Raw genomic sequence first — 26,996 nt, 5'->3', positions numbered from 1 at the left:
GAGGTAAATATGGAAAAAATAAAATTATCGGTACATGGACTAATAGACTTTGTAATGCGTAGTGGAGATATAGACAATACTTTTACAGGTATTAGCAGAATGAAGGAAGGACAAAAGATCCATCAAAAACTTCAAAAAGAATATGGAAAATACTATGAAAAAGAAGTAGTGTTAAAAAACGAAATAGAATACAAGGATTTAATTTTTGCAGTAGAAGGAAGAGCAGACGGTATTTACCATAAAGGAAATGAAGTTTTAATTGATGAAATAAAGTCCACTACTAGAAATTTAGAAGATTTAAAATATAATTCAAATCCATTACATTGGGCTCAAGCTAAATGTTATGGTTATTTTTATTGTGTTAAAAATAATTTGGAAGAAATAGATATTCAATTAACATATTATCAAGTGGAATCAGACGATATAAAAAGAATTATAGAAAAATTTACTAAAGCAGACTTAGAAGAATTCTATTTTACTCTTTTAGATTTGTACTTGGATTTTAGTGTTATGATTTTAAAATTTAAAAAAGAACGAGATGAACATATAAGAACTTTACAATTTCCATTTTTATCTTATAGGAAAGGTCAAAGGAAGATGACTGTTGGTGTATATAAAACCATAAGGGATAAGAATATACTATTTGCAGAAGCACCAACGGGAATCGGCAAAACCATGTCTACTTTATTTCCTTCAATTAAAGCTGTTGGTGAAGGATTAACGGATAAAATATTTTATTTAACTGCTAGATCCACAACTAAAGAAGCAGCTGTCAAAGCTGTATATAGGTTAATGGATAGAGGACTAAGGTTTAAAGCTGTTATTATAACGGCTAAGGATAAAATATGTATAAATGATGAGGTAAAATGTAATCCAAAGGATTGTCCTTTTGCAAAGGGACATTTCGATAGGGTAAATGATGCTATTTTAGATATTTATGAAAATGAAGAAATTTTAAATATGGAAACAATTATAGATTATTCAAAAAAACATAAGGTATGTCCAATGGAATTTCAATTGGATATGGCAATATATTCTGATCTTGTTGTATGTGATTATAATTATGTTTTTGATCCTACTGTGTATTTAAGAAGGTTTTTTGAAGGAACTGTTGAAAAATACACTTTTTTAATAGATGAATCCCATAATCTTGTAGATAGAGGAAGGGATATGTACAGTAAAGAAATTTCTATGAAAAAAATAAATCAGCTTGTTAATTTATTGGAAGAAGATGATTATAAAGTTAAAAATGCTCTTAATAAAATTTCTAATATAATAGATGATTTTTATAGATTAGCAGAAAATAATAAATATTATATTTCTAAATATATAGATGATGATTTTGTATCAGAAATTATTTTTACTATGCGAACTATGGAGAAATTCTTAACGGACAAAAAAGATAAACCATATTATGATGATGTACTAGATTTATATTTTGAATTTTCAAAATTTGTAAAAATTTCAGATTTTTATAGCGATAATTACATAACCTTAGTAATTAGCAAAGAGGATGATATTTTTTTCAAAATAATGTGCTTAGATACATCACCTATATTTAAAAATATTCTAAAAAGAGCGGAAAGTTCGGTGTTTTTTTCAGCAACCTTATCACCAATACCTTTTTATGCAGATGTATTAGGAGCAGAAGAGGATTATTATTATTTAAGATTAAATTCTCCCTTCGATTCAGATAATTTAAAAGTGGGAATAGTACCTATTTCTACAAGATATCAAGATAGAGAGGAAAATTACAGTAGAATTACAAAAATTCTAGAAAACTATACTAATAAAAAAGGTAATTATATGTTATTTTTCCCATCTTATAAATTTATGCAGGAAGTTTATGACAGATTTAATAAGGAAGACAAGGATGTAATAAAGCAGGATTCGAATTTAACTGAACTTGGTAGAGAACAGTTTTTAAAACAATTTAAAGAGGATACCTCCATAATTGCTTTTGTAGTTTTAGGGGGAGTGTTTTCTGAAGGAATAGACTTAGTTGGAGATAGATTAAATGGGGCAGCAATAGTTTCTGTTGGACTACCGGGAATTTCTGTAGAAAGAAACTTGATTAAAGATTATTATGACGAAAAAGAAAATACCGGTTTTGAATATGCTTATATTTATCCTGGAATGAACAAGGTTGCTCAAGCAGCAGGAAGAGTAATAAGAGATAAGGATGACAAGGGAACGGTATTATTAATAGATGATAGATTTTTAAAAAATCCTTATAGAAAATTGTTGCCTAGAAGTTGGAACAGTATAAAAGTTTTAAATTCCTTAATAAGAACAAATAATAAAAGAGGTTAAAATGGTTTACAATAAAAAAGAAATATTAAAATTACTTGATAATAAAAATATTAAATATAAGTATATGGAACATGAGGCCGTAAGCTCTATAGAAGAAATTGAAAATGCTAATATTCCAAAATCGGAACAAATTGCTGTTAATCTATTTGTAACAGATAGAAAAAGAGAGAACTTTTATTTAATAGTTGCAAATAGTATGAAAAAAGTAGATTTAAAACAAGTACGTGAAAAAATAGGTTCTAAGCGTTTGAGTTTTGCTTCATCTGAAGATTTAATGAAATATTTTAAAGTCAAACCTGGAGCTGTTTCATTATTTGGTGCTTTAAATGATAAGGATAAAGTAGTTAGGATTTATATTGATGAATTTTATAAAAATAGAACAATAGGACTTCATCCTAATGACAATACAGCGTCAATCTGGATGGAAACTAATGATTTAGTAGAAATAATAAATGAAAATGGAAATTTGTTGGAGTATATTGAGATTTAAAACCAATAAGAAATATTTTAGAATCAAGTTGTAATTTTATAAAATATTATGCATAAATTGACAAATTCTTCCTATACTGTTAGGCTTTTTAAAGAAGTAATTATTAATTTAAGGAGGAGTTTTGTGAGTAATTTACCTAATTGTCCAAAATGTAATTCTGAATATACATACGAGGACGGACATTTGATTATATGTCCTGAATGTGCCTATGAATGGAATCCGGATGTTGTAATGGAGGAGGATAAGGTTAAAGTATACAAGGATGCTTTTGGAAATGAATTAAAAGACGGGGATTCTGTAACGGTAATCAAGGATTTAAAAGTCAAAGGGAGTTCAGAAGTAATTAAAAGGGGTACTATTGTTAAAAATATACTGTTAAAAGATGGGGACCATGATGTTGATTGTAAAATTCCAGGATTTGGCAATATGGAATTAAAAACGGAGTTTTTGAAGAAAATTTAAAGTTATTGAAAATTTTATCCTATTTAATTAGAACTAGTTGATAAGGCATCTACTATTTTAGTAGATGTTTTTCTTTAATATGATATTCTATATTAGTATATATTAATAATAAGGAGTGTTGTAAATGGCAGAATGGAACTCAAAACAATATTTGAAATTTGAAGAATATAGAACTCAGCCGGCAAGGGATCTAACAAATAGGCTTTTAAAATACAATCCTAATACTATTTTAGATATTGGATGTGGTCCTGGAAACAGTACTGCTGTTTTAAAGGAAGCTTTTCCAAATGCATATATTAAAGGAATAGACAGTTCTGAAAATATGATAGAAAAAGCTAAAAGGACATATCCTAATATTGATTTTGAAATTTGTGATATTTCTAATATAAAAAATAAATATGATTTAATTTTCTCCAATGCCTGCATTCAATGGGTACCGGATCATGATGTATTAATTCCTAAATTAATGAATAATATTGAAGAAAATGGCATATTGGCAATACAAATACCAATTAATAATTCTGAACCCTTGTATAAAATCGTAGATGAAATAGTACTGGACCCTAAATGGAACTTTAATCATAATAAAATACATAAAATTAGAGCTTTGGAATATGAAGAATATTTTAATATACTGTCAAAATGCAGTAGTGATTTTGAAATATGGATTACTAAATATTTACATAGGATGGCGTCTCATAAGGACTTAATAGATTGGGTAAAAGGTACAAGTTTGCGTCCTTATTTAGATGAGCTTTCAGAAGAAAAAGGAAAAGAACTGGAAAGTGAAATTTTAAATCAAGTTGAAAAAGTTTATTCTTTAATGGATAATGGTGAAGTAATTCAAGGCTTTAAAAGATTGTTTTTTATTGCTAAGAAATAAATTTTAAATAAAAATCTATAATATGAATATAATTGTAATTTTTAATATTTTTGTTTGAGAGGGGATATATGAACAAATCACATCATTTATTAGAAGGTAATATTACCAAATCCATAACAAAAATGGCCTTGCCTTTAATGGGTATAGCATTTATTCAAATGGCTTATACGCTAGTAGATTTAATTTGGCTTGGTAGACTTTCAACGGCAGCAGTAGCAGCTGTTGGAACTTGTGGATTTTTTGTTTGGGCAGCTCAAGCTATTACTTTAATTACAAAAACCGGAATGTCCGTTGGTTTGTCTCAGGCTTATGGCAGAAGAGATGAAGAGGCGATAACCAAAACAACTATAAGTGGTTTTCAAGTTAATTTAACCCTATGCCTTATAATTATGGGAATATTTATAATTTTTAGAAAACCCTTATATGAATTTTATGGCTTGGAAAAAGCTGTTGAAAAATTGGCTTTAGAGTATCATATGGTAATTTCAGTTGGGCTTATTTTTACATTTTTAAATCCGTTTTTTGCTGCTATATTTTACTCACAAGGTAATAGTTCAACACCTTTTAAAGTTTCAGTAATAGCTTTGGTTTTTAATATTATTGCAGACCCTATATTAATTTTTGGAATAGGACCTTTTCCTAAATTAGGAATGGCCGGTGCTGCAATTGCTACAGTAATGGCACAGGCAATAGGAACAATACTGTATATTTACATAGGTGTAAGGTATGGTGAATATTATGCTAAAATCAACTATTTTAAATCCTTTACACCAAGATATATTATACAGACAATAAGATTAGGATTACCTGCATCAATACAAAGTTTAGTTCACTCATTAATAGGTATAAAATTAAATCAATATATAGCAATTTATGGAGCAGTAGGAGTTGCTACCTATGCAGTAGGTTCACAAATAGAATCAATATCATGGATGAGTTCAGAAGGATTTGCAACAGCCTTTACATCTTTTTTTGGACAAAATTATGGTGCAAGGAACTTTGATAGACTTGAAAAAGCCAAGAAAGTTTGCATTAGACTTACTTTGGGAATTGGTTTATTAGGTTCGGCAATAATGATATTTGGAAATAGTTTTTTATTTAGAATTTTCACACCGAATGACCCTGCTGTAATAACAGAAGGAAGCAAATATTTAATAATTTTAGGTTTGACTTCAGCCTTAATGGCCTTGGAAATAGGAACAGGTGGCATGTTAAATGGACTTGGGCTGACTAAATATCCGGCTATGAATGCAATAGTATTAAATGCAGCAAGAATTCCAATAGCATATTTTCTTATGAAATTTTTAGGACTTACGGGAATATGGGTAACTATGAGTTTGTCAGGTGCATTAAAGGGAATTGTTATAATTATAATATTTAAATATATTGAAAAAAGAACAAATGGCTTTAGAAATAATATGGAAAAATTTCAAAGAGGTGTAAGAACCTAAGTTTTTAATTTTCATAAATTATAGTATAGGTAATTATATATTCTTTTAAGAGAATTTCATTTTGATTTAAATTATAAATTCCAACAGGATTAGGGTTAAATCAAAATGAAATTCTCTTTTTTTAGTAATGGGAAATATGTTTATTAAAATAATAGAAATGCTAAAAAGAATTAATCCTTAGTAAGTAGTTTTTTATATGTTAAGTCTATACCTAAAGCGCCTAAAGGTGCTGTAATTAAAATTGACAAGACTGCAACTGTTAATATGATTTCTCCTGAAGATAGTCCCATAGCAAGTGGGATTCCACCAATTGCCGCCTGTACTGTAGCCTTTGGCATATAGGCAATCATACAAAATAGTCTTTCTTTCATATTTAAATGAGTCTTTAGTAAACATAGAAAGACTCCAAGTAATCTAAATAATAAAACCCCAAATACCAATATTATAGCTGAAAAACCGGCAGCGAAAGCATATTTTAAATTTACTGTAGCCCCAACTAAAACAAATAATAAAATTTCAGCACCTACCCATAATTTAGAAAATTTAGAGGATAATCTATTAGCTAAAACAAGATGTTTTTTCTGTATTGTAATTGCTAAAGCCATAATGGCCAATAATCCTGAAAAAGGTATTATAGTAGTAAAACTATCTTCTATTGTAACTAAAATAAAAGCAATTCCAAGAATAATTATTGTTTTTAAAGAATCCCTTAAATGAGTTTTTCTAAAAAGTTTTACAAGAACAAGCCCTGTTATAATTCCAACTAAAGCACCGGTAAGTATTGAAATTGGTATTTGCAAGAAACTAGAAGCTGTAATTGTTTCTCCTTGAGCTAAACCTGTCAATATAGTAAAAATTACTATTACAAAAATATCATCTACTGAAGCACCGGCTAATATTAGTTGTGGGATGCTTTTTTTTGTTCCATAATTTTCCTTCATTAATTTTAGCATTTTAGGTATTATTACAGCAGGAGAAACCGCACCTACAACAGCTCCCATAATTGCAGCATCCAACATGGAAATACCTAAAAATTTTGGTGCTAATATTATCATTCCAAGCATTTCAAAACAAGCAGGAATAAAGCACATTAGAATAGCTGGTCGTCCTACTTTTTTCAAATCTTCAATATTTAAAGAAAGACCTGCTCTTGTTAAAATAATTATTAAAGCTATTTTTCTTAAATCTGCAGATATACTTAGTATTGAATTATCAATTAAATTTAGGGCATAGGGACCTAAAATAATTCCAGTTAACAACATTCCAATTAAATTTGGTAATTTTAGTTTTTTGAAAATCTCTCCTAAAAGTATTCCCAATATAAATATTAAGGCTAAACTAAATAACATATACTCCTCCTAAATAAAAAATGGTAATCTCTTACAGAGACTACCATAAATAGACATAAAAAGACCTCTGCAAAAACAGAAGTCATCAACTTTAAAAAAGTGGTTTTGGCTAAGCCAAGGGAGAACCTCATTCCCTAAAAAAATTATATTGTAATAAAAATACTTTGTCAAATCAATAGTAACTTGAAAAATATAGTATAAGATATATAATTTAATAGCTTGTATTTTTAATAAAATAAAAAATAGGGGATAAAATGACAAGAAGAAAAAAGAAAGAAATTACTGGTATTATTAAAGAAAATAGATTTCCAAATAAATCAATTATGGAAGCAGATAATAAAAAATATATATTTAAAGGTGGAATAAAGGGGCAGGAAGTTAGGATTGTTACGCAAAGAAGAAAAAAAGATTACACAGAGGCAAAACTGGTTGAAATTTTAAGTAAATCCGAAATTGAAAGAAGAATTCCTTGTCCACCATTTGGAATTTGTGGTGGTTGTGCCTACCAAACGCTAGAATACGAAGAAGAGTTAAAGTTAAAAGGAGAAATGTTAGAAAATTTATATTCTGATATCTATAGTAAAGAAATTATTATAAATCCTAGTCCAAGTTCAACAGCCTATAGGAACAAAATGGAATATAGTTTTGGAGATAGGGAAAAAGGCGGAGAATTAACTTTAGGAATGCATTCCAAAGGTAGATTTTATGAAATTTGTGAAACGGATAATTGTAATATTGTAAATGAAGGTTATGAAATAATTCGTAAGGCAGTACAAAATTATTTTAGAGAAAATAATACATTATTTTATAAAAAAAGAAACCACGAAGGATTTTTAAGACATTTAATTGTCAGGTATTCATTTAGTGAAAATGAATATATGGTAAATTTAGTTACAACTTCTCAAGAAGAACTAAATAAGGAAGAATTTATAGAATTATTATTAGGCTTAAAGTTAGATGGAAAAATAAAGACTATAATTCATACAGGAAATGATTCTTTATCTGATGCAGTAGTTCCTGAAAAAGTAGATATCTTATTTGGAGATGGTTATTTAACGGAAAAATTGTTAGGACTTGAATTTCAAATATCGCCATTTTCGTTTTTTCAACCAAATCCAAAGGCAGCAGAAGTATTATACTCAAAGGCTTTAGAATTTGCAGGTAATATTAACAATAAAACAGTTTTTGACCTATATTCAGGAACAGGTACAATTGGTCAGATTTTTTCACAAAAGGCAAAAAAGGTAATAGGTATTGAAATAGTAGAAGAAGCTGTAGAGAAGGCAAGAGAAACATGTAAATTAAATAATATTTCCAATGCAGAATTTATAGCAGGAGATGTTCTTGAAAAAATAGAAGAATTAAAGGACCAAGCAGACATTATTGTATTAGACCCTCCAAGAGATGGAATACATCCAAAGGCAATTAAAAAAATAATTAATATAAAATCGGAAAAGTTTGTATATATTTCCTGTAATCCAGTAACACAAGTAAGGGATTTAAAAATATTTTTGGAAAATGGATATAAATTAGAAAAAATGGAATTAGTAGACCAGTTTCCACGAACCGTTCATGTTGAAGCCCTAGCCCTTCTTACGAAGTAAGAGTGGCAGGTCAGCAGATGGTTCAACTCAATAACAAAAGTTTTTGAAGAACCAGTTGCATCAGACCTACTAATAAATCTTGTAAAAAGATTTTAGTTAGGTCTAGATCATGTAAAGACTTCTCAAGAAAATGAAGGTAAAGCATGAAATTTGATTGGGAACAATCTACGATTTAAGAAGATGGTTAAGTTAAATAGTAAACTGTAATTTATTATGGAAAATCATATATAAGAAATTAGATTTAAGAGAGAAAAACTTAATTGAGGGATTTAATAATGAATAAGGTTGATTTTCTTAGTTGTTATAGAATTCTGGCCAAGTAATTAACGTAAAAAAGATATATTAGAATATTTTATATATTAATATAAATAAATTTATGAAAGACTTAGATATATTTAGAAAATTAAGAGGAGAGAGAAAATGAGATTTATTTCATGGAATATTGATTCATTAAATGCAGCCTTAACGGCTGAATCGGCACGTGCTATATTAAGCAGGGAGGTGCTGAATACAATTATAAATTATGAACCGGATGTTATAGCCCTACAGGAAACCAAACTGGCTAGTACCGGTCCTACAAAAAAACACTTGAAAATTTTAGAAGAAATGTTTCCGGCTTATGAAATTGTATGGAGTTGTTCGGTAGAACCAGCACGTAAGGGTTATGCAGGAACTATGTTTCTATATAAGGAAGATTTACAACCGTCTGTTTCATTTCCAACTATTGGTGCCCCAAGTACTATGGATGCAGAGGGAAGAATTATTACTTTGGAGTTTGAAAATTTTTATTTAACCCAGGTTTATACACCTAATGCAGGTGATGGTTTGAGCAGGTTAGAGGAAAGACAAGAGTGGGATATAAAATATGCAGACTATTTGGAAAAGCTTGATAAAGAAAAGTATGTTATAGCAACAGGTGATTTCAACGTAGCCCATAAAGAAATAGACCTAGCCCATCCTAAGAACAATATGCAGTCTGCCGGATTCACCAAAGAAGAACGTCAAGGATTTACTAATCTCTTAGATAGAGGATTTACAGATACCTTCCGATACATCCATGGTGATGTTGAAGGGATATACACTTGGTGGGCTCAACGTGCAAAGACAAGTAAAATCAATAATTCAGGCTGGAGAATCGACTATTGGCTGGTTAGTGACCGTATTGCAGATAAAGTTATTAAATCCGAAGTGGTAAATTCAGGTCCTAGACAGGACCATGCACCAATTTTGTTGGAAATTGATTTATAGTAAATTTACAAAGTGAGCTAAAAAGCACTTTAACTAATTAAAGAGGGGATTTGTTTTTTGTTAAAGTAATAAAATACAATTTTAATTAAAAGGACTCAGGTTATATTCTAGCCGAACCTAGGTTATTTTCTTTTATTTGCAGAAATTCTAAGTAATGAATTATAGATTAAATAAATGTATTGCTATATAGCTAAATAATTTAAAGTACAAATATCAAAGAGAACAGTATTAAATGTTTAGGATGTGTTTAAATGAAAAATTTTAAAAGAAACAATGCTTATTTTTCTCTATGTGGGTTAAATTGTGGATTATGTAATATGAGATTAAGTGGGCATTGTCCAAGTTGTGGCTGTGGAGAACATCACTCATGCTCTATTGCAAAATGTAGTTTAAATTACAAAGGCATTGAATATTGTTTTCAATGTGATAATTTCCCCTGTGAAAAATATAAAGATGCTGATAAATATGATTCTTTTATTACACATCTACACCAATTCAAGGATATTAAAAAATTTCAAGAAATAAGTGAAGTAACTTATACTAAGGAACAGATTGCAAAAGTTGAAATTTTAAATTTTCTTCTAGAGAATTATAATGCAGGAAGACAAAAAACTTTCTTCTGCTTAGCTGTAAATCTTCTGGAATTAGAAAACATAAAAGAAATCGTAAAACATTTAGAGGAAAATGAAGATTTAAAAAATATGCAAATTAAAGAAAAGGCATTACACGCTGTAGATCAGTTTAAAAGCTTAGCAGAAAATTATGGAATAATTTTGAAATTAAGAAAAAAATAACAATAAAATAGAAATTAAAAAACAAGGTCAAGATATTAAATATTTAAAATATCTTGACCTTGTTTTTATATAATGTACTAAATTAGAAACATGAAGGTATATATGATTAAATTACAGAGGGAAAGTTATAAAATAGAATATTAAACAATACTTTCATAAGGAAAACCAGACCATGGTAGATGGACATTAGATAAGAAATAAAATATTTAAAAGAATTTGCTTGTAATAAGGACAATTATAATACTTAGGAAAAAGAGGATATAGCAAAATTCAAAATTTATAAGAAAAATTGCTTCTAAAAGCTTTATTTATAATACAATATTATAGATAATAGTAATTTATCATTCAAAACTTTTAAAAGCTAATCAATTAGTAAAGGCCATTTAAAAGTAAATTTTAAAATAAGTTAAAATAATAGTTTCTTTACATATGAAATAATGTTAATATGCTAATCATAAAGATTATAATCGGAATTGAAATAGAATCTTTAATAGAAATATTAATATTGTAGATTAGTGATTTATAATGATTAACTTTAAAAGTTTAAATTCTTAGGGGGAACTTTATGCAATGGGAACACCTGTTTGAAACACATATACTAAATAGAGGATTGGATTATTACAATAGAGGGTTAGTTGAAGATTTTAAAGAAAATAATAACTTAATTAAAGCTACTGTAATTGGAGCTGAAGATTATGAAGTTACTATAGGTATTGAAGATAGTATGGTACATCATATGGAGTGTAATTGTATGTACGCTCGTAAAGGAAATAATTGCAAACATATGGCAGCTTTACTTTATTACTTTGAAGAAAATAAATACGAAAATACCCTAAACGAAACTATTGAAAATACAGATGACTATATTAAAAAAGTCGTAGAAGAGGCTGATTTAAATATATTACGGGAATTTTTGGTGGAGATATTTAAATCGGATAAAAAAATATTTTATAAGTTTTTAACTCTACACAATCTTGATGTAGGTAATATCGATTTAGAATTATATAAAGAAGAGATTAATGATATTTTTGAGGATTACGAAGACAACGATGGATATATCAATTATTATAATGCCTATGATTTCATTTCTGATTTAGAGCAATTCATAGATGATACTGTAATGGTGTTACTAAAAGGTCACAAATACAATGAAGTATTTGATTTAATAAGACACATCTTTATTTATACTGGAGATCAAAGTATGGATGATTCAGATGGGGGAACTATTTTCTTATTTAATAAGTGTATAAAAATCTTAAGAGAAGTAATTTCTGTAGGCGATAAGATGTTAAATAGAATTATTCTTGACTGGGTTCTGAAGGAGGTAGAAAAGCCTTCAAATGATTATATAGAACATTATTTGGAGGATTTTTTATTTGATGTTTTTAGAGGAGATGAATTTATAGAGGTAAAGAAAAGGCTCATAGAGAGAAAGATAGCATATTTTAAAACTAAAGACATAGAAGAATTCAGTGAATATAATAGTGAAAAATGGATAATGAGAAACATAGCCTTAATGGAGGAAGAAAAGCTACCTGTAAAAGAAATTATGCAATATTGCGAAGAAAACATTATATTTCATAATGTTAGAGAATATTATGTTCTAAAATGCATAGAGGAAGAGGATTATTTAAAGGCGATTGAAATATTAAAAGACGGGAAAAAAGCAGATAGAGAATATAAAAGATATATTAAGGACTATAGCCTACAGTTAAAGGATTTGTATAAACTGACGGATAATATTGAAGCATATGAGAAGGAATTAAATTTATTAGTTTTAGAATATTGTCCAGGAGATGTAGAAATATTCAAGGAAATAAAACAGCTATACGCTAAAGATGAATGGAAAGAGAAGAGAGAAGAGGTTTTTTCTAAATTGCCAAACTATTATTTAGGGAATTTATTCAAGGAAGAAAGGTTGTATGACCGTTTATTGATTCATGTACAAGCTTCTGAAGGAATTGGTAGCTTACTAAGATATGAAGATGTATTAAAGGAAATTTATCCTAAAGAACTATTAGATAAATATGAATATGAACTAGAGGAGTTTGCAGCCTTTAATGTAAATCGAAAGAGTTATCAAGAACTTGTTTCTAATTTAAGAAGGATGTTTACTTACTCCAAGGGAAAAGAAAGGGTAGAAGATATTGTAAATAGATGGAAGAAAAAATATAAGAATCGTCCTGCGATGATTGAAGAATTAAATAAATTGTAAGTCTATTAATGTAAAGCTAAGTAAAGGTTGTAAAAGATAGGTATATTAATTTTTAAAATTATACTTATTAAATTATGCCAAGTAAATATATAAAGTGAGATATAAATATGATTATATACGCTACAAAACAAACATTTGAAAGATATAATTTAAAGTACCCAAAGGAATTATCCACCCAATTAGGACCTATTGTTAAGTCGATTATTAAGAAAGAAAGTGGAGATAAAATTCTTGAGTGGGGAGCGAAATTATTTTATTTCGACAGGCGAAAATGTATTCAGGTTGTAAATTTTGCAAGTAAATTGACCCTGTTTTTAATTGATATTAAAGTTGCAGATATTGAAAATATTGGGGACTTAATGGTAAATTATTTATTTGAACTCTATAAAAAAGATAAATTGATGATTAAAGCAATAGAAAAGTTAATTGAGGAACATCCAATAATTTGCTTTGAAAAACTTATAGATAAAAGTATAATTGCTACACTTAATGAGACACAAAGGTCATTTGCAGAAGATGGTTACAGGTTCTTTGATTTTATAGAGGAAGGTATTTTAAATTCTATAGAAATTAACAGACAGGTTAACTTTGACTGGATTTTTTCTTTAAAAATAAATGAAAAGAAAGAATATATTTATGCAGGAGAAAAATTTAGGGAACTTTTATTAGAAAGATATTATATGGTTTAAAACATTAAATGGAAATAAAGCAGAGGATTTTATTGCAGATATTGAAAATGTGGAAGGCAAGGAAGCTCAATTGATAAGGGCAAAAACCACAGGGAATTTTAAACGAGGGAATGAGAAAAATAATAGAATTAAGTGATACAGAATTTTTATTATATTTATACCTCTTATTTTAATCTATACGATTATATTGTACATAGATAGTCGGATGACTACCGATACACTTTGCTAATATTAATTCTGAAGGGAAGTTATTTTATGGATTCTTTAATTAATATGAATAATGCTATGACATATATAGAAGAACATTTAAAGGATGATATTGATTATAGCCAGGTAGTTAAAATAGCGCGTTGCTCAGAATATCATTTTAGACGGATGTTTTCTTTTCTATCGGGAATAAGCTTATCGGAATATGTTCGCAGAAGAAGATTAACACTAGCAGCAGTTGATTTAAAAGATTCTAACACAAGAATTATTGACATTGCAGTGAAATATGGTTACAATTCTGCAGATTCATTTACAAGAGCATTTTACAATATGCATGGTATACTTCCATCAGAAGCAAGAAGCGATAATGTTAAATTAAAAGCATATCCTAAAATGACCTTCCAACTTTCAATTAAAGGAGGGATAGAATTGAATTATCGTATTTTAGAAAAAGAACCTTTTAATCTTGTGGGATTTAAGAGAAGAGTTCCTGTTATTTTTGAAGGAGTTAATCCGGAAATTGTAAAAATGAACGAACTTTTAACAGTAGAAGCAATTAAAAAACTAAAGGAAATTTCTAATGTTGAGCCAATGGGAATTATTAGTGCCTCTACTAATTTTTCAGAAGGAAGAATGGAAGAAAAGGGAGAGTTAGATCATTATATTGGAGTAGCAACTACCAATAATGGTGAAGGTGGTTTTGATGTATTAAAAATTGATGCAAATACTTGGGCAGTATTTGAGTCCATGGGACCATTTCCGGAAACCCTTCAAAATATTTGGGGAAGAATATATTCTGAGTGGTTCCCATCTTCAGGCTATGAGCTAGCTGAAGGTCCGGAAATATTATGGAATGAAAGTGCCGATACATCAAGACTGGACTATAAAAGTGAAATTTGGATTCCTGTAAAAAGAAAATAGTTAGAACTATGAAAATGCGATTAAGTATTAATACTTAGTCGCATTTTTCTATAAAATAAAAAGAGATAAATATGAACTATTTATACAGTAAGGTAAATAATGCTAATATAGGTTATGGAGAGCTTAAAAATATTACTAATGTAACTTTTATATTTTAGAAATGTTTTCGATTAATTAGGTATTATTTTTAATAATATGTAAATTTTGACAATTGAATTTTAACATGATATCATGAAAAAATATATCGTATATTAATCTGATATTTTATTTAATAAATGAGGCGTTCTAAGGTTACCCCTAGGATATAGCATTGACTATAGGGTGGCTTAAGGAACGTTTTTTATAATTATAAGGAGGCTAAAGCATGGATAATAAAGCAATGAATAAAAATATTACCAAATCTCTACTTGTTTTTACCATTCCATTAATTTTAAGCGGATTATTTCAGCAGTTGTTTAATTGGGTCGATGCTTTTATTGTTGGTAATGTTGAAGGTGAAATGGCTTTAGCCGGAATTGGAGCAACTACATCTATTTATAATTTATTTGTTACTGTTATAATAGGTTTTACTTCCGGTTTGGCAGTATTATCTGCTCAACAATATGGAAGGGGCTTAGAGAAGAAAATAAAAACCACCCTTTCTTCTTATTCAATAATACTAGGTGGAATATTCCTAATAGTTTCTATTATAGGTGTTATTTTCACCAATAAAATTTTAATTATTATGAATACTCCTGAAAACATATTTTCAAGTGCGAAAAGCTATATGGAAATTATGCTTATAGGTATACCATTTCTTGCTATATATAATACATATTCTGCTGTTTTACGTGGTATTGGCAATAGTAGGGCTCCATTTTTTTCTATATTGGTTTCTTCTGTGTCAAATGTAGTACTGGATATTCTTCTAGTTGCTGTTTTTTCTTATGGAGCTGCCGGAGCTGCCATTGCAACAGTAATTTCACAAATAGCAATGACAATATTTATTATTGGATATACTAGAAAAAATTATCCAATGCTTAGTTTTTCCTTTTCCGATAAAAATATTTTAAATTTAGATTCTTTTAAAGAAGGAACTATGTTTGGTTTACCTCCTGCAATTCAATCTGGAGTAAGTTCAGTAGGAAATGTTTATCTTCAACAGTTTATGAATGGCTTTGGTGAGCAGACAGTTGCAGCCATTACAACAGCCTATCGTGTTGATAGTGTTATTTTTCTTCCAATAATTAACTTTAGCTCAGGTATTGCAACAATTGTTGCACAAAATATAGGGGCCGGAAATAAAAAACGGGCAAAAAAGGTCTTTAAAATTGGAACTATTATGATGGTATTTATATCTCTAAGCTTAACTTTCTTAGTACTTATATTAGGAAAATATTTAATTGCAATATTTGGCTTAACAGCTGAATCGGTAGCTATTGGAAAATCTTTTTTCTATGCCATTGCTCGCTTTTACTTGATTTATGGTCTTAGTATGGCTATTAGAGGTTATTTAGAAGGAAATGGTGATATGCTTTTTTCCGGTATTGTCGGTATACTTTCTCTACTTGTAAGAATTGTTTGCTCTTATGCTTTTAAGCCGGTATTTAATAATATGGTAGTTGCCTATGCAGAAGCATTTTCATGGATTTTCTTATTAACGGTATTTTTGTTACGTTTATATCAAAAAAATAGGAAAGAAAAATTGGAAACTTAGTTTGTATTTAAGACTATATTAGCAATAAATTTTTAAAAGAACATTAAGTCCTTTAAACTTAATGTTCTTTTTTATAGGGAAATATAATAGTTAGTGGTATTATAATTAGTAGTAAAAATATATGAAGATAAAAAACTAGTATTATTAAAGGAAGTTTTATGGTATTTTTAAATTAATAATGGAGAGAATAATGAAAATCAAAAAAATTAAGAATATTTCAGGAGAACACCTAGAAAAAGTTGAAGGAACAAATGACTGGTATTTTCAGAGTCATTTTAAGGGGGAAGTGGTGGATCTTTATGAAGTTGAAAATCTTTATAAAGAAGGATACGATTTTGAAGGAATGAATATAAGAATAATTCATTTTCCAGATGGTCAGGTATTTGCACCTTTTTCTCTACAAGAGAATGTATATAGAAAATCCTGTATGGGATGGTGAAATATTTTGGATTTTAAGAGTTGATTTTTCAAATAGATTAATAGAAATTTGGAAATATTTTCCAAAAGAAAATAAATTAGAAAAAGAAACAGTCCTATTTCTGTCTGAAATAAGAGATTGTTATAATTTGAAAATACAGCTAAGTCCCATTACACTTTATAGACAAGATGGAGGTATTTTGGATATTATATGGCCGGAAAAAAAGATTATAGAAATAGAGGACTCAGAAAGTTTTTATTATAGAGCTAATGAGGATTTGTATTTTACTAAATGGATAGAAGAACCTTATTTTTATAATTCTTCTGAGGAGGTTATTCTTAAATATCATTATTATGAGGAAGTGGTTATAAGGGAATTAAAAACTGGAAATATTAAAGAAAAATTTAAGGGAACAATAGAAAGAATGCCTAATGGAACTTTTTGGCTAGTATAATGAAAAACATTGGAGGAAACATGAATAGAAATAATTTGTTAAAAATCTTAAAAAATTGCGAAAAGAACAAAGAAATTGTAAGGATATATTTAAAATATGAAGATAATTATTATTACTATATACCTATAAAAATAAATGAAGAATTCTTTTTAGGAACAGAGGAAGAAGATTTTTTATTAGATGGATACTCAATTAGAAGAATTAAGGATATAAAATCAGCAGAACCAAGAGATGATTTAACAAGTACTATTATAAAAGAGGAAGGTCTCTTAGAGAATCTTATAATTCCGGAAATAGATTTAAATAGTTGGGAAAATATATTTTCTAGCTTAAGTAAAATAAATCAAAATATAATTATTGAAGATGAATATAATGAAGAATTTTGGATTGGAAAAATTATTGATATAAAGAGGGATTATATACTGTTTAAACATTTTGATGCAGATGGAATTTGGAGTGAAGAACCTATAAAAATAGGGTATAATATAGTTACATCAATAACTTTTAATTCACGTTATGTTGATGTATTTTCAAAATACGTTTAAGAAAAGGAAATATTTAAATAAAGTAGGCTATGGAAATAAATAATAATGATTTAGTAAGAGAAGAGTTAAGCAAACTAAAAGAAAATCCAAGGTTCTTTGAAATGGATAAGGTGTTACAACATGGAAGGACAACTGTACTTGAACATAGTGTAAAGGTAGCCTATTTAAGTCTTGCTATTGCTAGAAAATATAAGTTAAAAGTAAATTACAAATCTTTAATAAGAGGGGCTTTACTTCATGATTATTTTTTATATAATAGAAAAGATAATACTCATGAAGGGTTTCATGCTTTTACCCATGGCAAAACAGCAGTAAATAACGCAAAAAAAGATTATGAAATTAATAAAATTGAGGAAGATATAATATTAAGGCATATGTTTCCTTTAACAATTACTCCACCCAAATATAAAGAAAGCTGGATAGTTTGTCTAGCAGATACACTTTCAGCTACAAAGGAGTTTGCTTTAGGAGGAAAGGAAAAAATATTTACAATTTTTAATAGAATTAAAGAGGTACAATGAAAAATATTGAATATAAAAGAATGATTATTAATGAAATAAAATCATTAAAAGAAGATTCCAGATTTATGGAAACTGTTAATTTTATGCAACATGGAAACACATCTGTATATGAGCATAGTTTAAAAGTAGCTTATATTAGTTGTAAAATTGCATATAAATTAAAAGCTAATGTTGATTATAAAACCTTAATAAGAGGGGCACTTTTACATGACTACTTCCTATATGACTGGCATGATAAAAATGCTCATGAAGGTTGGCATGGTTTTAGACATCCAAGAAAAGCTTGGAAAAATGCAAAAAAAGAATTCGACTTAAATAGAGTAGAGGAAGATATTATTCTGAAGCACATGTTCCCATTAGTTCCATTATTTCCATTGTTTAAGGAAAGTTGGATAGTTTGTTTAGCTGATAAAATTTCTGCAGTTTATGAAACTATGGAAAGAAAAACAGTAAAAGCTTAGCCTCTAAAATAAAAAATACTGCATAGTAGTTGCTATGCAGTATTTTTATACTATAAATAAAGTAGGAGAAAAATGGATAATATAAAATATTTAGAACAAGAGCTTTTTTAAGTGAAAAATGGATTTAAACTAATAGAAAAGCAAGCAAAAATAGATTATGATAAATATACTAATTTGGAAATTAAAAATATTGCATATAGGGCTTATAAATCAGAAATCTATCAAGTAAGGATGTATAGTGTGTTTCTACTAGGGTATTTATCTAAAAATAAAGAAGAGTTGAATTTTTTAAGAGATGAAGTTTCAAAAGATGAAAATTGGAGAGTACAGGAAATACTAGCAAAATCATTTAATGAATATTGTAGTAGAATTGGCTAAGAAAACTCCTTAACTATAATTGATGACTGGCTTGAAAATAACAATCCAAATACAAGAAGAGCTGTTACAGAAGGTCTTAGAATTTGGACTAATAAGCCATATTTTAAAGAAAATCCCAAAGAAGCAATATTAAGACTTTCTATGTTAAAAGAAGATAAAAGTGAATATGTTAGAAAATCCCTTGGTAATGCAATAAGGGATATAAGTAAAAAATATCCAACACTTATAAAAGAAGAATTAAAAACATGGAAGTTAAAGAATAAAAAGATTATACAGGTTTATAAACTTGCAAATAAATTTATACAGGAGGAAAAATGAAAGAGACCTTTGCAGTACCCTGTGTTGGGGCTATTATTGAAAAAGAAATAAATGGCGAAAAACACATCTTAATTCAGGAAAGAGAAAAGCTGGAGTATTATAATCAAAATGGACTTTTAGAGTTTCCCGCAGGTAAAATTAGGGAATATAGCAGTGGATTTCACCAATCATGATATTCTTGGGAAATCCTTGCATTAGACCTGCTTACAAATCAAAGATTTGTGCTAGGGCTTAAGAAAATATATTCGATGCTTTAAGACGTGAAGTAAAAGAGGAAACTGGTTTAGTAATTACTAAAATTTTAGGGGAAGATGAATCCTTTTATACAGAGGTAAATGGAAATAGGGTTATAAACTTTACTCCTTTTTGTGTATGTCAAAATATGTCCGGCTTGTATTCAATAGTTTTAAATGTTTTTATCTGTTATGCAGAAGGGGAGCTATTGGAAAAAACCGATGAAAGCATTAATATAAGATGGGAAAGAGTTGAGGATGTAAAAAGAATGTTACAAGAGAATAAGGAAAAGTTTTTCCTTATGGATATAACTCCATTAAACAAATATCTAAATATAAAATAAAGGACTTTCTAACTAGAAAGTCCCTTATTTTTGTGTAGTTTAACTGATAAAAAATATTTCTTATAATATTTTGTAAAAAATAAAATTGCAAATATTGCAGTAACTGTTTCTGCAATAGAATGACCAAACCAAATTACATTTGCTCCTAAAAATATAGGAAATATAAAATTAAATATAGGAAGTACTATTAATCCTCTAGATAAGGACAATATTAGTGCTGATTTTGTTTCCCTTACAGATTGGAAAAAGGAAATAAATAAAATATTTAAACCAGCAAATACAAATCCCCAAAAATATAATAGGGTTTTGTCATAGGTAAAGTTTATTAACTCTATATCATCTGGTGAGAAAATTGTTATAAATGGTTTCGCAAATAATACAACAAGTATATATATTAAAATTCCGATTCCTGTTACAGCCTTAATAGAGAAGCTAATAAGGTCCTTATTTCTTTTTGAATCTTCTCTTCCGTTAAAATAGCTGAAAATAGGTTGTAGTCCTTGAGAAATTCCCAAAAATACCGTAAGAATTATCAAACTTAAATATCCTATAACCAAATAAGCTGCTAATCCTATTTCTCCGTAACCATTTTTAATTATTGTGTAATTATATATAAATGTTACTATACCAATGGTAAACTCCATTATAAAAGCTGGGAATCCTAAAGTAATCATTCTTACAATTTCTCTTATTTTTCTAACTAGATGTGAAATTATAGGTTTTGTAAAATATAGGAATCCTTTTTTAGATATAAAATGTGGTAATAGTATAAGTACACTAAAAATTGGTCCTAAAGCAGTTGCTAAAGCTGCTCCTGCAATTCCCATATTTAATGGATACATAAATACATAGTCTAAAACAATATTTGATACAGAACCAACTACTAAAGCAATCATTGCTAATTTTGGTCTATTGTCATTTCTAGCTAGTCCACTAAGTAGAAAGCTAAATAATAGAAATGGTGAAAAAGTTAGTATATACCATAAATATGTTACAGCCTGGTCATGAATATCTGGAGTAGAACCTAATAGGTTAGCTATTCCGTTAATGAAGACATTTCCAAAAACCACAATTATAATACTAATCAATCCTAAAACTAAAATAGATAAATTAAAAGTTTTATTAGCATCTTCATTTTTATCTTTACCTAAGTAACTGGATATTATTATTCCAGCTCCAGATGAAACTGCTAATGATATTGCTATTAAAAACTCAACAACAGGAACTGATACAGCAGCAGCAGCCATTGCATCTCTTCCTAAGCGGTTACCAATAAAAATACCATCAACTATTAAATAAACCGAATTTAGTAAAAGTCCAAACATCTGCGGTAAAGCATATTTAATAAACAGTTTAAAAGAATTTTCTTTGTACATAAAAGCCTCCGAATCATTATTTTAAATTGCCTAAATAAAAAAGCCAGTGTTGTGCAACACTGGCCTACTACACAAAAAAATCCCCGGCGGGAAGTTAATATATAGAATATTATCACATTGAAATGGTGTAGTCAACAAAACAATATATGAAAATAAAATAAAAATTAAAAATCCCTTATTAAAATAAAAGGGATTTTTAATTATAGAGTTATTATTTCATAATCTGAATTGATGTAAGGTTCCATTGGTGGATGTCCTAATAAATCTCCATTAAATGTTAAATTTGTATTTTCTTTAATAAAATCATATACTCCCATTTGTTTTGAACATGCTTCACAAACAGAATCAATTAAGTTTAATTCAATAACCTGCTTAAATAAAGGATTATTTTTTTCCGTCATTGTTTTTACCAATGCGGTAGATTTTCCCTCAATAACAATTTTTGTGTCTATGCCTTTCTTATGCATATCAATTGCATTAAACAGTAAATGTAAAAAACACATTTCTTCACCTTGAAAAGCAAAAAATACTACTTTTTTCATTTATTTTCTCCTCCTATATAGATTATAAATATATATTACCCCTTTATTATAGGGAAAACTCAAATATGAATATATGCTATATAAAAATCTAGGAAGTTCTGATATCATATTAAATAACATAAAAATGAAGAAAGAGCCAATCCACAAAATTGTGTTTATTATATATAAAATAATGAATTATTGTTGATTAAGTTCATTATACAAGGAGAAAGTATGAATAAGAAAAAAATTTTCGGACTAATAATTATTATAATAGGAATTATTTTTATTTTTATTACACCTATTATGAAATTTTTTATAAATAATAAAGTTGATAACACCTTAAATGATTTTGAAGAGTTAAAAGTAGAAGAAATTGAAAACAACAATGAAGAAAAGGCTGATTTTGATTTTGAGAATATTAGTGAAATTTCACCATCTAAGGTTTTACTCAATCCAGGAGAAATCAATAAAAATCTAATAGTAGGACAAATAGTAATTCCAAGTTTGGATTTAAACCTTACTATATTTAAAGGCTTAAGTGAAAATGAGTTATTTGCAGGCGTAGGTACAATGAAGAACAACCAGATTATGGGAAAAGGAAACTATGCTATAGCCGGTCATTACGCAGAAAATAATACATTGTTTGGAGACTTAACATCAATAAAAATTGGTGATATAGTAAAAATAACTGATAAAAACAATATTTATGAATATGAAATTTACGACACAAAAGTTGTTGACCCTAACCAAATAGATTTAATAGAAGATACAGAATCAGAAAAAAGAGGTAACCCAATAATTTCCTTAATGAATTGTTATTATGAAGGGAAAAAATTTACCGGAAATAGATTTTTTGCCTTTGGAGATTTAGTTAGTGTTAAAGAATATAGGGAAGAAGAAATGATAAGAAAATAAATTTAGAAACACCAAGTAATTATAAATTGTACACTTGGTGTTTTTACATTTATTTATATATTAATTTACTTTTTAATTGGTCATAGTTAAAACTTTTATTAGGGTCTATTTTTTCAGTAATTAAATAATCAATATCGTTATGGGATGCTAGATTAATATAGGAATTATAGCCGAATTTTGTTGAATCTGCCAACATTAGTTTTAATTTTGAATTATTAATCATATTCTTCTTTATTTGAGCCTGTTGGTAGTCGGCTTCATAATAGCCATTATTATCTAAGCATTTACAAGAAAGTAAGCATAGATCTGCATTAAAATCTTTAACAAAAGTAGAAGCATATTCACTAACTATTGAAAGTGAATTGGTTTTTACTACCCCTCCAGTTAAAAAAACTTCAACATTATCTGAATATCGTAGCTCAGTCGCTATTTTAATACCGTTTGTTATAACTTTTATATTGTGAAAAGATGATATATATTCAGTTATAAAATATAAAGTTGAAGATGAATCAATAAAAATTGATATGTCATCTCGTAAGAAATTTGAAGCTAAATTACAAATTCTTTTTTTAGCTTCTTTATTATCCAAGGCTCTTAAAGTGGCAGAAAACTCCGTTGTCGTGTTTGTTATTAAGGTTGCACCACCGTGGGTTCTCCTTAGTAATCCATTTTTTTCCAATTCTAAAAGGTCTCTTCTAATAGTTGAGGGACTACAGTATAGGATTTTGCATAATTCTTTTACACTAATATTTTTTTTCTCATATAATATATTTTTTATTTGATGAATTCTTTCTTCCGGTATCATATGGCCTCCTTTGAATAAATTTGAAGATTTATGACTGGTTTTATGTAACTATATGTATATATTATCATAATATCCTTCAAAAGAGTAAAAACAACAAAATGATGTTATAATTATAACAAGAAAGTTGGTGATGTAATGAAAAAAGTTCTTGCTATTGATATGGGTGCAACATCAATTAGGGGAGTTATAGGATACATCCAAGATGGGAAATTAAAAACTGAAACTGTTGATAGGTTCACACATGAAATAGTAGATTATGAAGGAAGAAAACGTTGGCAATGGGATAAAATAGTTAATAACATAATTGGAATGATTTTAAATCATAGTAAAGAGATTTCCAGCGTAGGAATTGATACCTGGGGAGTAGATTTTGGACTGATTAATAAAGAGGGTAAGCTTATAGAAAATCCGGTTTCCTATAGAGATATAAAAAACAGCCTAGGAATAAAATATGCGGAAAAATATATGTCTAAAGAAGAAATCTTTTTAGAAACAGGAAATCAAATAATGGGTATGAACTCTTTATTTCAATTATTAACATATAGAAAATTAAATCCCAATAAGTACAAAACCATCGATAAAATATTGTTTTTACCGGATTTAATAAATTACATATTAACTTCAGAAATTTGTTCTGAATTAACAATAGCATCTACAACTCAAATGTTAAATATAAAGGAGAAGAAATGGAATCTCGAGATGCTAAAAAAATTTTCAATAAATGAAAACATATTTCCTCAAATCATAAAAAACAAGTCTATAATTGGAAAAACAAATAGCTCCTTAGATGAAAGATTAAAGGAAACAAATGTAGATGTAATTTCAGTTGCATCACACGATACAGCCAGTGCAGTATATTTAACTAAAGCTTATAATGACAGAGAATATGCTTTTTTGTCCAGTGGTACTTGGTCACTAATAGGTTGTTGTACAGAAGAGGCAATAATAAACAAGGAAGTGTTTAAATCTGAATTGACAAATGAAATTGGCTTTGATTCAAAGAATATGTTTTTTAAAAATATAACGGGTCTTTATTTAATTGAAAGATTAAGAAAAGAATTAAAAAATATTTATAAAATTGATTTTAACTATTCGTATATAACTGATTTTGTAACAAAGACTAAACCATTTGAAGCTTATATAGATACTGATTATGTAGATTTTGCAAACGAAGAAATATCTATAATTGAATCTATGGAAAAATACTTGATAAATACAAAGCAAGAATTATTAGATGATAAACGCAAATATTTTAGAGTAATTTATGAAAGTTTAGTTTTTAAATATAAGGAAATAATAAATGAAATTGAAAAAATAATAGGATATAGTTTTAAAGGTATTCACATTATTGGTGGAGGAGCTAAGGCTGAGTTTTTATGTCAAATGATAGCAGATGGATTAAATAAAAAGGTTTTAGCAGGGCCTTATGAAGCTACTGCAATAGGCAATATTTTAGCACAGTTGTCAGTAGTTGAAGGTAAAAAAATAGATGTAGATAAAATTATAAAAAATACTTACAAGGTAAAAGAATATTTACCCAAAAATTGTGAGGACTGGATAAAACAAAATAAATAACCAAATAAATAGGAGGGAAAGATGAATTATCCAAAAATAGGAATAAGACCGGTAATTGACGGAAGATGGGGCGGAGTAAGAGAAAGTCTTGAAATTCAGACGATGAATATGGCTAAAAATGCAAAAAAATTAATAGAAGATAATATAAAATATGCTGATGGAACAGCTGTAAAATGCGTTATTGCCGATTCTACTATTGGTGGTGGAGCAGAAGCCGGCAAATGTGCAGAAAAAATTTGCAACAGAAAATGTAATAGCAACATTAACAGTAACTCCTTGCTGGTGTTATGGAACGGAAACAATGGATTTAGATAATAATACAATTAAAGCAGTATGGGGTTTTAATGGTACAGAAAGACCGGGAGCGGTTTACTTGGCAGCTGTTATGGCAGCTTATGCTCAAAGAGGATTACCGGCATTTTCAATATATGGAGAACATGTTCAGGATTTAGATGATACAACAATACCTGAAGATGTAAAAGAAAAAATATTTAAATTCGCAAAAGCAGCAATTGCAGTAGGACAAATGAAGGACAAAGCTTATGTAAATATAGGCTCAATATGTATGGGTATAGCAGGCTCAGATGCTAATGCAGAATTCTTCCAAAAATATTTAGGAATGAGAACTGAATGGGTAGACATGACCGAAATATTAAGAAGAATGAAACTTGAAATATATGATAAAGATGAATATGAAAAAGCATATGCATGGATAAAAAACAATTGTACAGAAGGACAAGATATTAATAAGGGGAAAGATTTTCCTGATATTATAAAAAAATCCAAGGTTGTAGATCCTGACAAAGATTGGGAATTTATTGCTAAACATGCAATAATTGTGCGAGATATTATTGAAGGAAATCCAAAATTAAATGAATTAGGATGGCATGAAGAAGCATTAGGAAGAAATGGTATAGCAGGAGGATTCCAAGGACAAAGACAATGGACTGACTGGTTACCAAATGGTGATTTTACAGAAGCTATAATGGCATCTACTTTTGATTGGAATGGTGCAAGAAAACCTATGGCATTTGCAACTGAAAATGATACTTTAAATGGAGTATCTATGTTATTAGGAACTCTTATAACAAATAAAGCACCTTTATTCTCAGATGTTAGAACCTATTGGTCACCAGAAGCTGTAAAAAGAGTTACCGGTAAAGAACTGGAAGGAAAAGCTAAAAATGGAATTATCCATCTAATAAATTCCGGTGCAACGGCACTAGATGGCACAGGAGCAGCTAAAGACGAAAATGGTAATGGTGTAATGAAAGAGTTCTGGAATATGACAGAAGAGGACATAAAAGCTTGTTTAGAAGCTACAAGTTGGGATAGGGCCAATTATGAATATTTTAGAGGTGGCGGTTTTTCATCTCATTTTAAAACCGGTGCAGAAATGCCACTTACCATAATAAGAGTTAATATTATTGATGGAGTAGGTCCAACATTGCAAATTGCAGAAGGATATACTTGTGTAATAGATGAAGAAATTCATAAAATATTAGACGAAAGAACAGATAGAACTTGGCCAACAACTTGGTTTGCACCAAGAATTGGAACTAAGGGCTTTGAAACGGTTTATGATGTAATGGCTAAGTGGGGAGCAAACCATTGTGCATCAGTATATGGACATGTAGGTGCTGATTTAATTACTTTAGCAAGTATGTTAAGAATACCTGTAGTTATGCATAATGTTCCAGATGAAAAAATATTTAGACCACATTCCTTTAATGGATTTGGGACAAAGGATTTAGAAGCTTCCGACTTTAGAGCTTGTGAATATTATGGACCAATATATAAATAAGGA

At 28.5% G+C, this 26,996-nt stretch carries 29 protein-coding genes and 1 riboswitch; of the genes, 25 read left to right on the top strand and 4 right to left on the bottom strand.

Translation table 11 applies throughout. The features are described 5' to 3' along the window. Window positions 1-9 precede the first annotated feature (9 nt). From JFY71_RS02525 to JFY71_RS02505, 5 genes are all read left to right on the top strand, one after another. A complete protein-coding gene (locus JFY71_RS02525) occupies window positions 10-2,313 on the top strand; it encodes an ATP-dependent DNA helicase (protein ID WP_243661481.1) in 2,304 nt (767 codons plus the stop codon). Window position 2,314: 1 nt separating this feature from the next. Continuing rightward, window positions 2,315-2,803, top strand: coding sequence for a prolyl-tRNA synthetase associated domain-containing protein (locus JFY71_RS02520; RefSeq protein ID WP_243661480.1), 489 nt, complete (start codon window positions 2,315-2,317; stop codon window positions 2,801-2,803). A gap of 123 nt (window positions 2,804-2,926) precedes the next feature. Next, window positions 2,927-3,265: a zinc ribbon domain-containing protein YjdM gene (locus JFY71_RS02515; RefSeq protein ID WP_243661479.1), complete on the top strand. Its 339-nt coding sequence runs from the start codon at window positions 2,927-2,929 to the stop codon at window positions 3,263-3,265. Between the two features lie 124 nt (window positions 3,266-3,389). Beyond that, window positions 3,390-4,148 (top strand): methyltransferase domain-containing protein, encoded by a 759-nt coding sequence (locus JFY71_RS02510; RefSeq protein ID WP_243661478.1) that lies wholly within the window; start codon window positions 3,390-3,392, stop codon window positions 4,146-4,148. Window positions 4,149-4,216: 68 nt separating this feature from the next. Further along, on the top strand, window positions 4,217-5,599 hold the full coding sequence (locus tag JFY71_RS02505; protein WP_243661477.1) for an MATE family efflux transporter: 1,383 nt from the start codon (window positions 4,217-4,219) through the stop codon (window positions 5,597-5,599). 170 nt (window positions 5,600-5,769) lie between these two features. Here the strand turns inward: JFY71_RS02505 and JFY71_RS02500 are convergent, their stop codons facing one another. Next, window positions 5,770-6,948: a cation:proton antiporter gene (locus JFY71_RS02500; RefSeq protein WP_243661476.1), complete on the bottom strand. Its 1,179-nt coding sequence runs from the start codon at window positions 6,946-6,948 to the stop codon at window positions 5,770-5,772. A gap of 69 nt (window positions 6,949-7,017) precedes the next feature. Next, window positions 7,018-7,092, bottom strand: a riboswitch (Fluoride riboswitch). A gap of 110 nt (window positions 7,093-7,202) precedes the next feature. On the opposite strand from JFY71_RS02500, the gene rlmD reads away from it, so the two are divergent. The 16 genes from rlmD (at window position 7,203) to JFY71_RS02420 (ending at window position 19,994) form a co-directional block, all read left to right on the top strand. Continuing rightward, complete coding sequence (gene rlmD / locus JFY71_RS02495; RefSeq protein WP_243661475.1) at window positions 7,203-8,552, top strand: 23S rRNA (uracil(1939)-C(5))-methyltransferase RlmD; 1,350 nt, start codon at window positions 7,203-7,205, stop codon at window positions 8,550-8,552. A 420-nt stretch (window positions 8,553-8,972) separates the two neighbouring features. Continuing rightward, complete coding sequence (locus JFY71_RS02490; RefSeq protein WP_243661474.1) at window positions 8,973-9,800, top strand: exodeoxyribonuclease III; 828 nt, start codon at window positions 8,973-8,975, stop codon at window positions 9,798-9,800. 251 nt (window positions 9,801-10,051) lie between these two features. Beyond that, entirely contained in the window at window positions 10,052-10,594 is a 543-nt protein-coding gene (locus JFY71_RS02485; protein WP_243661473.1) for a DUF3795 domain-containing protein, read from the top strand. A 565-nt stretch (window positions 10,595-11,159) separates the two neighbouring features. Continuing rightward, the gene (locus JFY71_RS02480) at window positions 11,160-12,809 is read left to right on the top strand and encodes an SWIM zinc finger family protein (protein ID WP_243661472.1); all 1,650 of its coding nucleotides are present in this window, start codon (window positions 11,160-11,162) and stop codon (window positions 12,807-12,809) included. A gap of 107 nt (window positions 12,810-12,916) precedes the next feature. Beyond that, window positions 12,917-13,498, top strand: a complete 582-nt coding sequence (locus tag JFY71_RS02475) for a DUF6933 domain-containing protein (protein WP_243661471.1) — start codon at window positions 12,917-12,919, stop codon at window positions 13,496-13,498. 255 nt (window positions 13,499-13,753) lie between these two features. Beyond that, complete coding sequence (locus JFY71_RS02470; protein WP_243661470.1) at window positions 13,754-14,626, top strand: AraC family transcriptional regulator; 873 nt, start codon at window positions 13,754-13,756, stop codon at window positions 14,624-14,626. 364 nt (window positions 14,627-14,990) lie between these two features. Then, window positions 14,991-16,322, top strand: coding sequence for an MATE family efflux transporter (locus JFY71_RS02465; RefSeq protein ID WP_243661469.1), 1,332 nt, complete (start codon window positions 14,991-14,993; stop codon window positions 16,320-16,322). A 190-nt stretch (window positions 16,323-16,512) separates the two neighbouring features. Continuing rightward, the gene (locus tag JFY71_RS02460) at window positions 16,513-16,761 is read left to right on the top strand and encodes a hypothetical protein (protein WP_243661468.1); all 249 of its coding nucleotides are present in this window, start codon (window positions 16,513-16,515) and stop codon (window positions 16,759-16,761) included. Next, the gene (locus JFY71_RS02455; protein ID WP_243661467.1) at window positions 16,730-17,194 is read left to right on the top strand and encodes a hypothetical protein; all 465 of its coding nucleotides are present in this window, start codon (window positions 16,730-16,732) and stop codon (window positions 17,192-17,194) included. The genes JFY71_RS02460 and JFY71_RS02455 overlap by 32 nt, the downstream gene beginning before the upstream one ends. A gap of 20 nt (window positions 17,195-17,214) precedes the next feature. After that, window positions 17,215-17,739, top strand: coding sequence for a hypothetical protein (locus JFY71_RS02450; RefSeq protein ID WP_243661466.1), 525 nt, complete (start codon window positions 17,215-17,217; stop codon window positions 17,737-17,739). A 29-nt stretch (window positions 17,740-17,768) separates the two neighbouring features. Beyond that, on the top strand, window positions 17,769-18,260 hold the full coding sequence (locus tag JFY71_RS02445) for an HD domain-containing protein (RefSeq protein WP_243661465.1): 492 nt from the start codon (window positions 17,769-17,771) through the stop codon (window positions 18,258-18,260). Continuing rightward, window positions 18,257-18,721: an HD domain-containing protein gene (locus JFY71_RS02440; RefSeq protein WP_243661464.1), complete on the top strand. Its 465-nt coding sequence runs from the start codon at window positions 18,257-18,259 to the stop codon at window positions 18,719-18,721. Before JFY71_RS02445 ends, JFY71_RS02440 begins: the two co-directional genes overlap by 4 nt. Window positions 18,722-18,832: 111 nt before the next feature. Beyond that, window positions 18,833-19,099: a hypothetical protein gene (locus JFY71_RS02435; RefSeq protein ID WP_243661463.1), complete on the top strand. Its 267-nt coding sequence runs from the start codon at window positions 18,833-18,835 to the stop codon at window positions 19,097-19,099. A gap of 15 nt (window positions 19,100-19,114) precedes the next feature. Continuing rightward, window positions 19,115-19,417, top strand: coding sequence for a DNA alkylation repair protein (locus tag JFY71_RS02430; protein WP_338041877.1), 303 nt, complete (start codon window positions 19,115-19,117; stop codon window positions 19,415-19,417). Then, the gene (locus JFY71_RS02425; RefSeq protein ID WP_243661462.1) at window positions 19,414-19,590 is read left to right on the top strand and encodes a hypothetical protein; all 177 of its coding nucleotides are present in this window, start codon (window positions 19,414-19,416) and stop codon (window positions 19,588-19,590) included. The genes JFY71_RS02430 and JFY71_RS02425 overlap by 4 nt, the downstream gene beginning before the upstream one ends. 68 nt (window positions 19,591-19,658) lie before the next feature. Further along, the gene (locus JFY71_RS02420) at window positions 19,659-19,994 is read left to right on the top strand and encodes an NUDIX domain-containing protein (protein ID WP_263457759.1); all 336 of its coding nucleotides are present in this window, start codon (window positions 19,659-19,661) and stop codon (window positions 19,992-19,994) included. Between the two features lie 8 nt (window positions 19,995-20,002). On the opposite strand, the gene JFY71_RS02415 is transcribed toward JFY71_RS02420, so the two are convergent. Both JFY71_RS02415 and JFY71_RS02410 read right to left on the bottom strand, forming a co-directional pair. After that, window positions 20,003-21,370: an MATE family efflux transporter gene (locus JFY71_RS02415; protein ID WP_243661461.1), complete on the bottom strand. Its 1,368-nt coding sequence runs from the start codon at window positions 21,368-21,370 to the stop codon at window positions 20,003-20,005. A gap of 200 nt (window positions 21,371-21,570) precedes the next feature. Next, entirely contained in the window at window positions 21,571-21,912 is a 342-nt protein-coding gene (locus JFY71_RS02410) for a cytoplasmic protein (RefSeq protein ID WP_243661460.1), read from the bottom strand. Between the two features lie 213 nt (window positions 21,913-22,125). On the opposite strand from JFY71_RS02410, the gene JFY71_RS02405 reads away from it, so the two are divergent. Next, window positions 22,126-22,809 carry a class A sortase gene (locus JFY71_RS02405; RefSeq protein WP_243661459.1) on the top strand — a complete coding sequence of 228 codons (684 nt, stop codon included), beginning with the start codon at window positions 22,126-22,128 and terminating at the stop codon, window positions 22,807-22,809. 49 nt (window positions 22,810-22,858) lie between these two features. On the opposite strand, the gene JFY71_RS02400 is transcribed toward JFY71_RS02405, so the two are convergent. Beyond that, complete coding sequence (locus tag JFY71_RS02400; RefSeq protein ID WP_243661458.1) at window positions 22,859-23,614, bottom strand: DeoR/GlpR family DNA-binding transcription regulator; 756 nt, start codon at window positions 23,612-23,614, stop codon at window positions 22,859-22,861. Window positions 23,615-23,749: 135 nt separating this feature from the next. On the opposite strand from JFY71_RS02400, the gene JFY71_RS02395 reads away from it, so the two are divergent. The 3 genes from JFY71_RS02395 to JFY71_RS02385 are packed head-to-tail and all read left to right on the top strand — an operon-like array spanning window position 23,750 to window position 26,993. Further along, the gene (locus tag JFY71_RS02395; protein WP_243661457.1) at window positions 23,750-25,189 is read left to right on the top strand and encodes a rhamnulokinase; all 1,440 of its coding nucleotides are present in this window, start codon (window positions 23,750-23,752) and stop codon (window positions 25,187-25,189) included. 21 nt (window positions 25,190-25,210) lie between these two features. Continuing rightward, entirely contained in the window at window positions 25,211-25,504 is a 294-nt protein-coding gene (locus JFY71_RS02390; protein WP_243661456.1) for a hypothetical protein, read from the top strand. Continuing rightward, entirely contained in the window at window positions 25,413-26,993 is a 1,581-nt protein-coding gene (locus JFY71_RS02385) for an L-fucose isomerase (RefSeq protein WP_243661455.1), read from the top strand. Before JFY71_RS02390 ends, JFY71_RS02385 begins: the two co-directional genes overlap by 92 nt. Window positions 26,994-26,996: the final 3 nt, after the last annotated feature.

The organism is Miniphocaeibacter halophilus, from assembly GCF_016458825.1.
GTDB classification, from domain to species: Bacteria; Bacillota; Clostridia; order Tissierellales; family Peptoniphilaceae; genus Miniphocaeibacter; species Miniphocaeibacter halophilus.
The sequence above is the reverse complement of the archived record's forward strand: the minus strand, read 5'-3'. Positions and strand labels throughout refer to the sequence as shown.

Bases quoted from the DNA above. Each gene is read 5' to 3' on its own strand.
- JFY71_RS02445 (WP_243661465.1), top strand. From the start codon at position 17,769: ATGGAAATAAATAATAATGATTTAGTAAGAGAAGAGTTAAGCAAACTA.
- JFY71_RS02525 (WP_243661481.1), top strand. From the start codon at position 10: ATGGAAAAAATAAAATTATCGGTACATGGACTAATAGACTTTGTAATG.
- rlmD (WP_243661475.1), top strand. From the start codon at position 7,203: ATGACAAGAAGAAAAAAGAAAGAAATTACTGGTATTATTAAAGAAAAT.
- JFY71_RS02520 (WP_243661480.1), top strand. From the start codon at position 2,315: ATGGTTTACAATAAAAAAGAAATATTAAAATTACTTGATAATAAAAAT.
- JFY71_RS02390 (WP_243661456.1), top strand. From the start codon at position 25,211: ATGAATTATCCAAAAATAGGAATAAGACCGGTAATTGACGGAAGATGG.
- JFY71_RS02490 (WP_243661474.1), top strand. From the start codon at position 8,973: ATGAGATTTATTTCATGGAATATTGATTCATTAAATGCAGCCTTAACG.
- JFY71_RS02510 (WP_243661478.1), top strand. From the start codon at position 3,390: ATGGCAGAATGGAACTCAAAACAATATTTGAAATTTGAAGAATATAGA.
- JFY71_RS02505 (WP_243661477.1), top strand. From the start codon at position 4,217: ATGAACAAATCACATCATTTATTAGAAGGTAATATTACCAAATCCATA.
- JFY71_RS02460 (WP_243661468.1), top strand. From the start codon at position 16,513: ATGAAAATCAAAAAAATTAAGAATATTTCAGGAGAACACCTAGAAAAA.
- JFY71_RS02470 (WP_243661470.1), top strand. From the start codon at position 13,754: ATGGATTCTTTAATTAATATGAATAATGCTATGACATATATAGAAGAA.
- JFY71_RS02485 (WP_243661473.1), top strand. From the start codon at position 10,052: ATGAAAAATTTTAAAAGAAACAATGCTTATTTTTCTCTATGTGGGTTA.
- JFY71_RS02405 (WP_243661459.1), top strand. From the start codon at position 22,126: ATGAATAAGAAAAAAATTTTCGGACTAATAATTATTATAATAGGAATT.
- JFY71_RS02415 (WP_243661461.1), bottom strand. From the start codon at position 21,370: ATGTACAAAGAAAATTCTTTTAAACTGTTTATTAAATATGCTTTACCG.
- JFY71_RS02450 (WP_243661466.1), top strand. From the start codon at position 17,215: ATGAATAGAAATAATTTGTTAAAAATCTTAAAAAATTGCGAAAAGAAC.
- JFY71_RS02425 (WP_243661462.1), top strand. From the start codon at position 19,414: ATGAAAGAGACCTTTGCAGTACCCTGTGTTGGGGCTATTATTGAAAAA.
- JFY71_RS02500 (WP_243661476.1), bottom strand. From the start codon at position 6,948: ATGTTATTTAGTTTAGCCTTAATATTTATATTGGGAATACTTTTAGGA.
- JFY71_RS02475 (WP_243661471.1), top strand. From the start codon at position 12,917: ATGATTATATACGCTACAAAACAAACATTTGAAAGATATAATTTAAAG.
- JFY71_RS02465 (WP_243661469.1), top strand. From the start codon at position 14,991: ATGGATAATAAAGCAATGAATAAAAATATTACCAAATCTCTACTTGTT.
- JFY71_RS02480 (WP_243661472.1), top strand. From the start codon at position 11,160: ATGCAATGGGAACACCTGTTTGAAACACATATACTAAATAGAGGATTG.
- JFY71_RS02410 (WP_243661460.1), bottom strand. From the start codon at position 21,912: ATGAAAAAAGTAGTATTTTTTGCTTTTCAAGGTGAAGAAATGTGTTTT.
- JFY71_RS02455 (WP_243661467.1), top strand. From the start codon at position 16,730: ATGTATATAGAAAATCCTGTATGGGATGGTGAAATATTTTGGATTTTA.
- JFY71_RS02400 (WP_243661458.1), bottom strand. From the start codon at position 23,614: ATGATACCGGAAGAAAGAATTCATCAAATAAAAAATATATTATATGAG.
- JFY71_RS02395 (WP_243661457.1), top strand. From the start codon at position 23,750: ATGAAAAAAGTTCTTGCTATTGATATGGGTGCAACATCAATTAGGGGA.
- JFY71_RS02440 (WP_243661464.1), top strand. From the start codon at position 18,257: ATGAAAAATATTGAATATAAAAGAATGATTATTAATGAAATAAAATCA.